The sequence below is a fragment of the Shigella sp. FJ200513 genome (assembly GCF_040495915.1).
GTDB lineage: Bacteria > Pseudomonadota > Gammaproteobacteria > Enterobacterales > Enterobacteriaceae > ECMA0423.
Genome location: NZ_JBDYCV010000033.1, coordinates 1 through 11,909 on the forward strand (window position 1 = coordinate 1; position 11,909 = coordinate 11,909).

The following is an 11,909-nucleotide window of genomic DNA, read 5'->3' on the forward strand; positions in this document are numbered from 1 at the left end:
ATCGGTGGAGCTGCATGACAAGGTCATCGGGCATTATCTGAACATAAAACACTATCAGTAAGTTGGAGTCATTACCTGAAAATGTGGTAATTTATTAAATCTGTAATAAAAGCGTAAACAACTGCCGCTACGCTTGCTGATCCCGCGCAACAAAACGCCATGCTTTGCTCGCAGATGGTTGGCAACCGACGACAGTCCTGCTAAAACGTTCGTTTGATATCATTTTTCCTAAAATTGAATGGCAGAGAATCATGAGTGACAGCCAGACGCTGGTGGTAAAACTCGGCACCAGTGTGCTAACAGGCGGATCGCGCCGTCTGAACCGTGCCCATATCGTTGAACTTGTTCGCCAGTGCGCGCAGTTACATGCCGCCGGGCATCGGATTGTTATTGTGACGTCGGGCGCGATCGCCGCCGGACGTGAGCACCTGGGTTACCCGGAACTGCCAGCGACTATCGCCTCGAAACAACTGCTGGCGGCGGTAGGGCAGAGTCGACTGATTCAACTGTGGGAACAGCTGTTTTCGATTTATGGCATTCACGTCGGGCAAATGCTGCTGACCCGTGCTGATATGGAAGACCGTGAACGCTTCCTGAACGCCCGCGACACCCTGCGTGCGTTGCTCGATAACAATATCGTTCCGGTAATCAATGAGAACGATGCTGTCGCTACGGCAGAGATTAAGGTCGGCGATAACGATAACCTTTCTGCGCTGGCGGCGATTCTGGCGGGTGCCGATAAACTGTTGCTGCTGACCGATCAAAAAGGTTTGTATACCGCTGATCCGCGCAGAAATCCGCAGGCAGAACTGATTAAAGATGTTTACGGCATTGATGACGCACTGCGCGCGATTGCCGGTGACAGCGTTTCAGGCCTCGGAACTGGCGGCATGAGTACTAAATTGCAGGCCGCTGACGTGGCTTGCCGTGCGGGTATCGACACCATTATTGCCGCGGGCAGCAAGCCGGGCGTTATTGGTGATGTGATGGAAGGCATTTCCGTCGGTACGCTGTTCCATGCCCAGGCGACTCCGCTTGAAAACCGTAAACGCTGGATTTTCGGTGCGCCGCCGGCGGGTGAAATCACGGTAGATGAAGGGGCAACTGCCGCCATTCTGGAACGCGGCAGCTCCCTGTTGCCGAAAGGCATTAAAAGCGTGACTGGCAATTTCTCGCGTGGTGAAGTCATCCGCATTTGCAACCTCGAAGGTCGCGATATCGCCCACGGTGTCAGTCGTTACAACAGCGATGCATTACGCCGTATTGCCGGACACCACTCGCAAGAAATTGATGCAATACTGGGATATGAATACGGCCCGGTTGCCGTTCACCGTGATGACATGATTACCCGTTAAGGAGCTGGCCGATGCTGGAACAAATGGGCATTGCCGCGAAGCAAGCCTCGTATAAATTAGCGCAACTCTCCAGCCGCGAAAAAAATCGCGTGCTGGAAAAAATCGCCGATGAACTGGAAGCACAAAGCGAAATCATCCTCAACGCTAACGCCCAGGATGTTGCTGACGCGCGAGCCAATGGCCTTAGCGAAGCGATGCTTGACCGTCTGGCACTGACGCCCGCACGGCTGAAAGGCATTGCCGACGATGTACGTCAGGTGTGCAACCTCGCCGATCCGGTGGGGCAGGTAATCGATGGCGGCGTACTGGACAGCGGCCTGCGTCTTGAGCGTCGTCGCGTACCGCTGGGGGTTATTGGCGTGATTTATGAAGCGCGCCCGAACGTGACGGTTGATGTCGCTTCGCTGTGCCTGAAAACCGGTAATGCGGTGATCCTGCGTGGTGGTAAAGAAACCTGTCGCACTAACGCGGCAACGGTGGCGGTGATTCAGGACGCCCTGAAATCCTGTGGCTTACCGGCGGGTGCCGTGCAGGCGATTGATAATCCTGACCGTGCGCTGGTCAGTGAAATGCTGCGTATGGATAAATACATCGACATGCTGATCCCGCGTGGTGGCGCTGGTTTGCATAAACTGTGCCGTGAACAGTCGACAATCCCGGTGATCACAGGTGGTATAGGCGTATGCCATATTTACGTTGATGAAAGTGCAGAGATCGCTGAAGCATTAAAAGTGATCGTCAACGCGAAAACTCAGCGTCCGAGCACATGTAATACGGTTGAAACGTTGCTGGTGAATAAAAACATCGCCGATAGCTTCCTGCCCGCATTAAGCAAACAAATGGCGGAAAGCGGCGTGACATTACACGCAGATGCAGCTGCGCTGACACAGTTGCAGGCAGGCCCTGCGAAGGTGGTGGCGGTTAAAGCCGAAGAGTATGACGATGAGTTTCTGTCATTAGATTTGAACGTCAAAATCGTCAGCGATCTTGACGATGCCATCGCCCATATTCGTGAACACGGCACACAACACTCCGATGCGATCCTGACCCGCGATATGCGCAACGCCCAGCGTTTTGTTAACGAAGTGGATTCGTCCGCTGTTTACGTTAACGCCTCTACGCGTTTTACCGACGGCGGCCAGTTTGGTCTGGGTGCGGAAGTGGCGGTAAGCACACAAAAACTCCACGCGCGTGGCCCAATGGGGCTGGAAGCACTGACCACTTACAAGTGGATCGGCATTGGTGATTACACCATTCGTGCGTAAATAAAACCGGGTGATGCAAAAGTAGCCATTTGATTCACAAGGCCATTGACGCATCGCCCGGTTAGTTTTAACCTTGTCCACCGTGATTCACGTTCGTGAACATGTCCTTTCAGGGCCGATATAGCTCAGTTGGTAGAGCAGCGCATTCGTAATGCGAAGGTCGTAGGTTCGACTCCTATTATCGGCACCATTTAAATCAATAAGTTACCTCGCATTTAAGTAAACCACGTTCTCCTCTTGTGCCGTATTTGTGCCATTGCGACTTATAATCGCATCGATTTTGCTTGCGTGCTCGGTGAGATGCCCGGCTGAAAGGTGGGCGTATCTTTGAACCATTTCGAGAGTTTCCCATCCTCCCATCTCTTTAAGTGCAAGAAGAGAGACACCGGACTGAACCAGCCAGCTTGCCCAGGTATGCCTCAGATCATGGAAGCGGAAGTTGCTAATGCCTGCCCGCTTTAACGCTCCCTTCCATGCCTTGTTGCTGTCGGTTCTCATCTTCCTTACCGCTGCTGTTTTTGTTCCGTCGCTTCGGTAGGCAGGTTTGGTGTGGACAAATACCCATCTCTTATGGAGCCCCTGCTGTTTTCTTAATATCTGGCATGCGGTTTCGTTAAGAGGAACTCCGATCGCATTGCCAGCTTTTGTTTCATCAGGGTGCATCCATGCCATTTTCTTATCCAGATCGACCTGTGACCACTCAAGGTCTGTAACGTTGGAACGGCGAAGGCCTGTCGTGATTGCAAACATGACCACAGGGAAGAAGTGAGGAGCAATTTCTGCAAACAGGCGCTTCGATTCCTCCTCTGTAAGCCATCTGATGCGTCCATTCTTAACGCGTGGTGTTGATATTTTGGGTGCCCTGTCAAGCCATCCCCATTCAACAGCCATATTGAGAATGGCGCGAAGTATTGCCAGATGCCTCGTCTTCGTTCCTTTGCTTGCAAGCTTTGGTTTATACTCCGGCACCGGATTGCCAAGTCGCAAACACCTGTCCCGGCTCATCTCCCAGTTCAGGCGATGGCGGCGGTTTTCCATCCCGTCTACCGCCTCCATTATTTTTTCTGTTGTTATGTCAGAGAGAATGGCTTCTCTGAAGTGCAACATCCAGAACGATATAATGCTCTTGTCATCATCAATGGACTTCTTATCCGATTTCTCACGCAGCCACCGTATGCAGGCTTCCTTGAATAGCTTTTTCGGTGATTCCCCGAGATTTTTTACTCTCCACGCTTCTGCTTTCAGACGATCGTGAAGTTCTTGCGCTTGCCTTTTGTCCGATGTTTCAAGAGAGCGTCTAACTCTTGATCCATCTGGCGCGACGAAATCGCAGTGCCACGTGCCACCGCGTAGTTTGATTGACATGCTTTAACCTCCTGCACATCAACCGCATTCACCGCGCTATTGTGTCTCACAGACTTAAGCGCCGCAATGCAGTCTGACTTGCAAATGCGATATGGGCTTTTAGGTTTATCTGGATTTATCTTTGCGGCCTGAAGTCGTCCACTTCGTATCCACTGCGTGATAGTGCCTTTGTCTACCTTCAGATACGACGCTGCCTCTTCACGAGTGAAGATTTCTTCTTCCACCTGGAATCTCCATTTATTGGATTGGTATTATTGCGGTAGGTCTGGATATCATTGAGCAATGAACAGGCCTCATCGAGTATGAGGCTGTGGTTAGTCCTTGCGTAACTCGCTAATTCTTCTGTAAGTCTCTGGTGCTTTGTTTCCGTGTATCTTCATTTCAGACTTCAACAGATCAACGAGGGAATCCCATTCGTTGAGGATGCCTTTGAATGCCGGAACGCGCTTTGCAACCTTGTCGAATGAATCTCTGATTTCTGGGATCTGCTCAACAAGTGCAACGCATCGTCTGAAATCGGCTGCGTCATGTGGAGCGCCGAAGTGATGACCATAGATATTCTTTTTCAGTCCACATGCGATTGAGGCAAGAGTTGCGCTACTGATGCCGACATCGCCAGTCGATTGCCATTTCAAAACCTTCATAGCCAAATCTGACATTTCTTGTCTCCAATAAAAAACCGCCATCAGGCGGCTTGGTGTTCTTTCAGTTCTTCAATTCGAATATTGGTTACGTCTGCATGTGCTATCTGCGCCCACAGCATCCAGTGGTCATAGCAGTCGCTGATGTTCTCGGCTTCGATAACTCTGTTGAATGGTTCTCCATTCCATTCACCTGTAACTCGGAAGTGCATTTATCATCTCCATAAAACAAAACCCTCCGTAGCGAGTTCAGATAAAAGAAATCCCCGCGAATGCGAGGATTGTTATGTAATATTTGGTTTAATCATCTATATGTTTTGTACAGAGAGGGCAAGTATCGTTTCCACCGTACTCATGATAATAATTTTGCACGGTATCAGTCATTTCTCGCACATTGCAGAATGGGGATTTGTCTTCATTAGACTTATAAACCTTCATGGAATATTTGTATGCCGACTCTATATCTATACCTTCATCTACATAAACACCTTCGTGATGTCTGCATGGAGACAAGACACCGGATCTGCACAACATTGATAACGCCCAATCTTTTTGCTCAGACTCTAACTCATTGATACTCATTTATAAACTCCTTGCAATGTATGTCGTTTCAGCTAAACGGTATCAGCAATGTTTATGTAAAGAAACAGTAAGATAATACTCAACCCGATGTTTGAGTACGGTCATCATCTGACACTACAGACTCTGGCATCGCTGTGAAGACGACGCGAAATTCAGCATTTTCACAAGCGTTATCTTTTACAAACCCGTATTCCTGCTCATCTCACTCTCCTTTGATGCGAATGCCAGCAAGCCAGTTTCTTATGCCGATATATTCAGCGTTCCTGAAACCGCCATTTACATATATAAATGGCAAGCGAAGATTGTGACCATTGGCTGCCAGGTAGTCTTTACAACCCTGTTCGGTGAAACAGCAGGTAACGAATTCATCAATATCTTTCACAGCAACGCGCCGCCATTTTTCTGGTGGCTCTCGAAAGTTTTCGTGAAGTAGTTCGAGACGACGACTTTGGCGTTTATTGGCTTCATTGCCATCTTCATCAACCCAGACAATCCGGTCATAGTCATAATCAGCATCAACAACGATTTCGCGCTTTTGATACACACAAAACATAGGGTCTGACGTTATTCGATTATCCTGTGTTCGAATATTTTCACCGATGATGCCAAACGAATCTGGTGCAGATTTTGTCTGCAACTCTTCGATACGTTCAGCCATCGCAGCACACTCTTCAAAGTTGCTTAATGCTTTTCGCTCCCATTCGGCGCATTGTTTTCCAAGCTCTGCAATCAGCTTGTCTTTGCCTTCCAGCTCAACACGCAGCTTCCCTACCGTTAACGCAATCTCCTCGTTCTCCTGGTCACGGCGTTTGATGTATTGCTGGTTTCTTTCCAGCTCATCCAGCAGCGCCAAGACGGTAGCTGGATTGGCTGCGGCGATGAATTCAGCATTGGCCTGCTGTTCTATTTGGAAATCTTCATCGAAACCGCTTTCAGGATGCGCTCCTTCAATTCTGCAAATGGGAAGATATCCAACAACGTCACGATGAATTAGCGCATCATCACCATCAAATTGGCCCTCTCCATATTCGAGCGACCACTCACCACACGTTGCTTTTTCTGCCGCCTCACGCAGTGCCTGATAGTCAATCTTGCTCACTGGTTGCCTCCTTTGCGAAGCTGGTCGGCGAACAAACGTACACTAGATGCTTCACTGCGTAGAAACTTAACGGCATAATCAAAACCACCTCGTTCTGCGTCGTCTGCTCCGTTGTCGAGGTTATCTGCGTACATCTCTACCCCCTGCGCCCGTACTTCAGCCAGGAAAGCATCGGTGGCTGGAGTTTCAGTAACATCATCTTCCCATTCGCTAAACTCCTCACGACAAAAGTCATTAAATTCCTTCTCAGATTGCTTAAGTGAGGTATTTTCAGCAGCCATCTTCGCGCATTTAGCCTCAAGGTTATCAATCGTGATTCCAGCAGAACGACACTCCCGCAACGCCGTTTCTAGTTTTGATTCAAGTTCACCGAACTTACGCACAAGATATTCAGCGTTTGTTTCGTTAACCTTTAAATCTCGTGGGATGCATTTACCTTTCAGAAAACCATCCATCTCAATTAGTGTCATTTGTTTCATTTCTTCCCACTCCGCAACATCGCATTCAGATACTTGTTTTGATTCACTGATGGAAAAGAATTTCTCTTAAGCAATTCCTCTCTCGATGGCATTGGCTTTACGCGTTGGCGAATAATCATTTCTGCCGGAAGAATGCCGGGGTTGTATGCAAGTCCTCTCATGGTAAATTCCTCAGTCATTACTGATAGCGCCATAGCGTGAGCGGTAATTACGCAGGCGCGGGTCAATTTCAGGGAAGTGGGTATATGTGGCTTTGCGGAATGGTCGGATTGATGTCTGGTAAATTCGCTCGCGTTCTTCTTTCTCTGCAAGCCATATACAGTGGCGAAATTCCTTTTCCTCTTTCGTTTCCTGCGGTAGCGACATTATCCGATCGTAGTTTTTTCTGAATTTATCCAGCACCTCCGATACGGAATTGCCGGAACAGCGGCGCGGGGCATCCGCACCATACAGAGGCGCTGGCATAATGGAATCCTTATGTTGCTACTTTAGAAGGGAATTGAATCGTCGTATTCAGGATGATTTTGATGATTGCTACTTTGCTGCTGTTGGCTGTTTCCTGAGGTTGCAAATCCAATCTTTGCATTCAGTAATTCAAGAGTGATTGATTGACCATTTTGCCCCTGATAAACATCAACCCTGATGTTTTCTCCGGTAATTTCTACAATGCCACCTTCAACAAGAACACTACGGTAGTAATCCGCTTGCGCTCCCGGCTTGGCAAATACAACGGCGCTGTAGTTTGTCCATTCTTTCTTTTTTGTCTGGCGATCGTAATACTGAACGCCAGCACGGATGTTGAATCCGATATTTTCCCCGGCCTGAAACTCTCTTGCGGGCTTGTTTAGTCTTACAGTAATCGAATGTGCCATTAAGCAGCCGCTCCTTCTAATTCGTCTCGTCTGATGTTGTAAACGTCCTGCGCTTTGTGCTGCTCCGGTGTGCCTTCGAGCATCTTCCACGCTTTGGCGAACGCCTGTTTAAGCTCTTCCACGGTGTTTTTCTGCAATGCTGCGTCAGTGAATGCTTTTAGAACCTGTTCAGGTGTAGGTGATGGTTTTGATTGCTTTGCTGCTGCGTTCTGCTGATGTTTATGCTCGTCGGTATCTGCATCTTTCGCATCATCAATGCCGAACAAACCATTGAGGCAATACTTGCGTGCATAAGAGCTTGTAGCTCCCGTAACTTGTGCAGAATCCATTCCTTTCTTGCTTTCTTCCTCTCGTGCAAGAGCGGTTGCTGTATGACTGTTTTCGCCATCAGTAATAGTTGCCGTTGCTTTCACGTAATACCGATCACCAATCAACACAACTTCATCGCTGATTGATAAAAACAGGCCATTCAGTAACGGCTTAACGCCTTCAAGAATGTCTTCGCAGCTTCTGTATTTATATTTACCGAATGAGTTGTACTGATTCTTTGGCGCGTTCAGATTCTCCTGAATGGCTGCCAGCCTTGCATAAAATTCTTTGCTCATATGTTTGATCTCAGAATGGACACGGCCCAAGAAAATAACGCTGATTTAATACTTCGACTCGGGACAAATTAAGGCATACCCGCATTCCTTCGCGGTCGCCATTATGGCGATACCAGAGAGCTTTCTGCGTGTACATGCGTCTCTGTAACCTGCTCTCCTTCACTGTGGTTGCAAGTGACATGAATATCTCCTTCGTTACCGATTAATTCTTTCATATGACGAATGAATTCTTCGTCTGACCAGTTATCTGTAAAACTCATGGACGGCCTTGTTGTTTCAAAATATCCCAAAGCTTTTCGAGCAAACTTTTCATTCTTGGTTGTTTAAAGTCTGCTCCGGTTAAAATGTTTTTTCGTGAATGCTGTACCGATAAAATCGGGTTGAAAGGGCGAACCGATGCCGCCCCTGCAATAGCGAACTGTTGCATAGGATGCTCCTTCTGTTTTATTGCATAACGAAAAACGCCTCGAGTGAAGCGTTATTGGTATGCGGTAACGCAGCGCTCAGACGGCTTTGATAGTCATATCATCTGAATCAAATATTCCTGATGTATCGATATCGGTAATTCTTATTCCTTCGCTACCATCCATTGGAGGCCATCCTTCCTGACCATTTCCATCATTCCAGTCGAACTCACACACAACACCATATGCATTTAAGTCGCTTGAAATTGCTATAAGCAGAGCATGTTGCGCCAGCATGATTAATACAGCATTTAATACAGAGCCGTGTTTATTGAGTCGGTGTTCAGAGTCTGACCAGAAATTATTAATCTGGTGAAGTTTTTCCTCTGTCATTACGTCATGGTCGATTTCAATTTCTATTGATGCTTTCCAGTCGTAATCAATGATGTATTTTTTGATGTTTGACATCTATTCATATCCTCATAGATAAAAAATCGCCCTCACACTGGAGGGCAAAGAAGATTTCCAATAATCAGAACAAGTCGGCTCCTGTTTAGTTACGAGCGACATTGCTCCGTGTATTCACTCGTTGGAATGAATACACAGAGCAGTGTTTATTCTGTTTTTTATGGCAAAAATAAAAGCTGCCATTAGGCAGCCTTGTTGTTCTGTTTACCAAGTTCTCTGGAAATCATTGCCGTCGTTCGTATTGTCCACACCATTGATTTTTATCAATAGTCGTAGTCATACGGATAGTCCTGGTATTGTTCCATCACATCCTGAGGATGCTCTTCGAACTCTTCAAATTCTTCTTCCATATATCACCTCAAATAAGTGGTTTGCTGCCTAATTTCATTTTCTGGCGACCAACACAAGTCACACCCATTTCACTGCGTGGCTTGCGGTAGTAAATTAGGTTTGTTCAGACAATAAAAAACCCACCGAAGTGGGCTATGACCATTTTTTATTTGGATTTCGTTGGTGAGCGTGATTAACAACTCTGTGCATTACATCCTCATATTTTTCATCTTCAATTTTTTCGACATCGCGAGGAAATGGTGTTGCTAATGCTTTGTCAACTTTGTCCATTGGGTCTTCATTAATCTTATATTCAGGGCCATCATCTATAGCATTAAATCCAGGTGTTACACCGTTTTTTAATGCATATGCTATCCTTTTTTCCCATCTCGCTATTCTCCTCCTGTCTCGAGATGTAAGACCTCTATCAGATACTTTTCTGTTTTGTCCGCGGTCAGGATTAACATAAATAGTCTTTTTCACCATAAGCATACTCAATAAGCACCGTACGGTAGTTTACTGTACAATTTTATTTTTTGGACTGCATGTATTTTGTTTCCTAATGGGTTTGAATCTTTGTAATAAATACTTCTATTTTTTCGAACGACTTCTTCTTTCTTCTTGCAGCAAAGGCATCCTAGCGATGCTGCTTTGTCTGCTCTGACGCAACCAGAGAGCTTTAGCGCAATTTTTCGCGCCAGTGCTTCATTACTGCGTCGCTCGGCAATAAGTTCTGCTCTGCGAGCTTTGTAGCGGCTTTTTGCCGTACCTTTGGATTCTTTCCAGACAATGGTTACCATGATGGTCTCCTTTAAGTGGCTTTGGCGCATGACGCGTCGAGGTGCTTATCTTCTCGATCGCTGTCTTGCAGCTGCAATTCGCGCCATCCCCAAAACCACTCAAGTTCTGGTCTCAACGGTTAGGTTGAGAGTCCGTCGATGTTAAAGAGCCTGCCAATCTGTTCCGTTTGGCTTCCAGCGTCCTGCTGATGGCTTAAATTTAAGACTTCTTAATTTATTGGTCAAGTGTATTTTTGAAGAAAACTTAATTTTATGGGCGTGAATTTAGTTTGTCTTTGATTTTTAACGGGAAATAAAAAAGGGGCGAAAGCCCCTTAAGGAAGGTTTGCTAGCTTGGCATCAACGACAACGCCAATGATTTTACAGTTCCCATTGATTTCAATCATTGGGTATTGTGGATTGAGTGGTTTCAGGAATTTTCTACCGGCATCAATAACTAACTTTTTGAATGTCGCCTCGTTTTCTCCTTCAAGTTTGGCGACTACCAACTTTCCATTACGTGGTTCGACTTCTGGGTCGACGAGAATAATCATCCCCTCAGGAATACTCAGTCCTGCCGGGGCAGTCATTGAATCGCCTTTAACGTCGAGCCAAAAAGAGTCTTCAGAACAATCTACCGTTGTGTCGTACCAGTTATCTATTGCACGCCTATGATATGGCTCTACAGCTTCCATCCAACATCCTGCGCTTACCCAACTAATTAGAGGATACGAACCTCTTGGATCATGCCTGCTGTGATAGGCAATGTTTGAAAGACTATCCTCTCCTTTCAACAGGTAATCAGGGGAGCACTGCAAAGCCTTGGCTAAGGCCAATAGGTTTTCGCCATTGGGCTCAGTTTCAGATCGCTCCCATTGGGAAATAGCAACATTAGACACGCCAACCATCTTGCCAAGGGCAGCCTGCCTAATCTTGAGTTCTTTTCTGCGAGCGCGAATACGCTCACCCATCAGTTGTGTATTCATAGTTAAGACATCTTAAATAAACTTGACTTAAGATTCCTTTGGTGGATAATTTAAGTGTTCTTTAATTTCGGAGCGAGTCTATGTACAAAAAAGATGTTATTGACCACTTCGGAACCCAGCGTGCTGTTGCTAAAGCACTAGGCATTAGCGATGCAGCAGTCTCTCAGTGGAAAGAAGTTATCCCAGAGAAAGACGCCTATCGATTGGAAATCGTTACAGCTGGCGCCCTGAAGTATCAAGAAAGTGCTTACCGCCAAGCGGCATAAGCAAATTGCTCTTTAACAGTTCTGGCCTTTCACCTCTAACCGGGTGAGCAAACATCAGCGGCAAATCCATTGGGTGTGCCGCTATAACTCAATATCAATATAGGAAAATTAACAAATGGCACAAGCAAGCTACAGCAAGCCAACACAGCGAGAAATTGATCGCGCTGAAACTGATTTACTCATCAACCTGTCAACGCTTACCCAGCGCGGTCTGGCAAAGATGATTGGCTGTCATGAATCGAAGATAAGCAGAACGGACTGGAGATTTATTGCTTCGGTCTTGTGTGCTTTCGGAATGGCATCAGACATCAGTCCGATTAGCAGGGCTTTTAAGTATGCGCTTGATGAAATCACAAAGAAAAAATCCCCGGCCGCCACCGAGGATTTTAAGCAAATTGATATGCAATTCTGAG

General features: G+C 46.7%; 21 protein-coding genes, 1 tRNA gene and 1 pseudogene. 6 read left to right on the forward strand and 17 right to left on the reverse strand.

Annotated elements, in window-relative coordinates:
* The 4 genes from ABZJ92_RS09385 to ABZJ92_RS09400 form a co-directional block, all read left to right on the forward strand.
* Positions 1-61 (forward strand): IS1 family transposase (locus ABZJ92_RS09385; protein WP_071528444.1); only part of this gene is annotated, 61 nt, incomplete at its 5' end.
* A 190-nt stretch (positions 62-251) separates the two neighbouring features.
* Positions 252-1,355, forward strand: a complete 1,104-nt coding sequence (proB, locus tag ABZJ92_RS09390; protein ID WP_001285281.1) for a glutamate 5-kinase — start codon at positions 252-254, stop codon at positions 1,353-1,355.
* An 11-nt stretch (positions 1,356-1,366) separates the two neighbouring features.
* Positions 1,367-2,620, forward strand: coding sequence for a glutamate-5-semialdehyde dehydrogenase (gene proA, locus ABZJ92_RS09395; RefSeq protein WP_000893267.1), 1,254 nt, complete (start codon positions 1,367-1,369; stop codon positions 2,618-2,620).
* 114 nt (positions 2,621-2,734) lie between these two features.
* Positions 2,735-2,810: transfer RNA gene (locus ABZJ92_RS09400), tRNA-Thr, on the forward strand.
* A 14-nt stretch (positions 2,811-2,824) separates the two neighbouring features.
* Here the strand turns inward: ABZJ92_RS09400 and ABZJ92_RS09405 are convergent.
* The 17 genes and pseudogenes from ABZJ92_RS09405 to ABZJ92_RS09485 form a co-directional block, all read right to left on the reverse strand.
* The gene (locus tag ABZJ92_RS09405) at positions 2,825-3,979 is read right to left on the reverse strand and encodes a site-specific integrase (protein ID WP_227804341.1); all 1,155 of its coding nucleotides are present in this window, start codon (positions 3,977-3,979) and stop codon (positions 2,825-2,827) included.
* Positions 3,862-4,209 carry a helix-turn-helix domain-containing protein gene (locus ABZJ92_RS09410; protein ID WP_000390730.1) on the reverse strand — a complete coding sequence of 116 codons (348 nt, stop codon included), beginning with the start codon at positions 4,207-4,209 and terminating at the stop codon, positions 3,862-3,864. Before ABZJ92_RS09410 ends, ABZJ92_RS09405 begins: the two co-directional genes overlap by 118 nt.
* A gap of 90 nt (positions 4,210-4,299) precedes the next feature.
* Positions 4,300-4,644 (reverse strand): hypothetical protein, encoded by a 345-nt coding sequence (locus ABZJ92_RS09415; RefSeq protein ID WP_024259156.1) that lies wholly within the window; start codon positions 4,642-4,644, stop codon positions 4,300-4,302.
* Between the two features lie 26 nt (positions 4,645-4,670).
* Positions 4,671-4,838: a hypothetical protein gene (locus ABZJ92_RS09420; RefSeq protein WP_000545745.1), complete on the reverse strand. Its 168-nt coding sequence runs from the start codon at positions 4,836-4,838 to the stop codon at positions 4,671-4,673.
* Positions 4,839-4,926: 88 nt separating this feature from the next.
* On the reverse strand, positions 4,927-5,208 hold the full coding sequence (locus tag ABZJ92_RS09425) for a hypothetical protein (RefSeq protein ID WP_000026224.1): 282 nt from the start codon (positions 5,206-5,208) through the stop codon (positions 4,927-4,929).
* A gap of 202 nt (positions 5,209-5,410) precedes the next feature.
* A complete protein-coding gene (locus ABZJ92_RS09430; RefSeq protein WP_025723723.1) occupies positions 5,411-6,307 on the reverse strand; it encodes an ead/Ea22-like family protein in 897 nt (298 codons plus the stop codon).
* Entirely contained in the window at positions 6,304-6,786 is a 483-nt protein-coding gene (locus tag ABZJ92_RS09435; protein WP_025723722.1) for a hypothetical protein, read from the reverse strand. Before ABZJ92_RS09435 ends, ABZJ92_RS09430 begins: the two co-directional genes overlap by 4 nt.
* Entirely contained in the window at positions 6,783-6,947 is a 165-nt protein-coding gene (locus ABZJ92_RS09440; protein ID WP_001214452.1) for a DUF2737 family protein, read from the reverse strand. Before ABZJ92_RS09440 ends, ABZJ92_RS09435 begins: the two co-directional genes overlap by 4 nt.
* Positions 6,948-6,957: 10 nt before the next feature.
* A complete protein-coding gene (locus tag ABZJ92_RS09445; protein ID WP_025723720.1) occupies positions 6,958-7,251 on the reverse strand; it encodes a phage anti-RecBCD protein in 294 nt (97 codons plus the stop codon).
* 23 nt (positions 7,252-7,274) lie between these two features.
* Positions 7,275-7,658, reverse strand: coding sequence for a hypothetical protein (locus ABZJ92_RS09450; protein WP_000951325.1), 384 nt, complete (start codon positions 7,656-7,658; stop codon positions 7,275-7,277).
* Positions 7,658-8,263, reverse strand: coding sequence for an ERF family protein (locus ABZJ92_RS09455; protein WP_000031367.1), 606 nt, complete (start codon positions 8,261-8,263; stop codon positions 7,658-7,660). Before ABZJ92_RS09455 ends, ABZJ92_RS09450 begins: the two co-directional genes overlap by 1 nt.
* Before the next feature lie 256 nt (positions 8,264-8,519).
* Positions 8,520-8,690 (reverse strand): hypothetical protein, encoded by a 171-nt coding sequence (locus ABZJ92_RS09460; RefSeq protein WP_001183771.1) that lies wholly within the window; start codon positions 8,688-8,690, stop codon positions 8,520-8,522.
* A gap of 76 nt (positions 8,691-8,766) precedes the next feature.
* A complete protein-coding gene (locus ABZJ92_RS09465) occupies positions 8,767-9,135 on the reverse strand; it encodes a DUF2528 family protein (protein WP_025723717.1) in 369 nt (122 codons plus the stop codon).
* Positions 9,136-9,317: 182 nt separating this feature from the next.
* A pseudogene (locus ABZJ92_RS09470) lies at positions 9,318-9,415 on the reverse strand (antirestriction Ral family protein).
* Positions 9,416-9,618: 203 nt separating this feature from the next.
* Positions 9,619-9,957, reverse strand: a complete 339-nt coding sequence (locus ABZJ92_RS09475; RefSeq protein WP_000930321.1) for a hypothetical protein — start codon at positions 9,955-9,957, stop codon at positions 9,619-9,621.
* 2 nt (positions 9,958-9,959) lie between these two features.
* The gene (locus tag ABZJ92_RS09480; RefSeq protein WP_025723715.1) at positions 9,960-10,265 is read right to left on the reverse strand and encodes a hypothetical protein; all 306 of its coding nucleotides are present in this window, start codon (positions 10,263-10,265) and stop codon (positions 9,960-9,962) included.
* A 314-nt stretch (positions 10,266-10,579) separates the two neighbouring features.
* Positions 10,580-11,230 carry a LexA family protein gene (locus tag ABZJ92_RS09485; protein ID WP_001095982.1) on the reverse strand — a complete coding sequence of 217 codons (651 nt, stop codon included), beginning with the start codon at positions 11,228-11,230 and terminating at the stop codon, positions 10,580-10,582.
* Positions 11,231-11,310: 80 nt separating this feature from the next.
* Between ABZJ92_RS09485 and ABZJ92_RS09490 the strand changes: the two genes are divergently transcribed.
* Positions 11,311-11,496 carry a Cro/CI family transcriptional regulator gene (locus ABZJ92_RS09490; protein WP_000276885.1) on the forward strand — a complete coding sequence of 62 codons (186 nt, stop codon included), beginning with the start codon at positions 11,311-11,313 and terminating at the stop codon, positions 11,494-11,496.
* 115 nt (positions 11,497-11,611) lie between these two features.
* A complete protein-coding gene (locus ABZJ92_RS09495; protein ID WP_000035948.1) occupies positions 11,612-11,908 on the forward strand; it encodes a CII family transcriptional regulator in 297 nt (98 codons plus the stop codon).
* Position 11,909 lies beyond the last annotated feature (1 nt).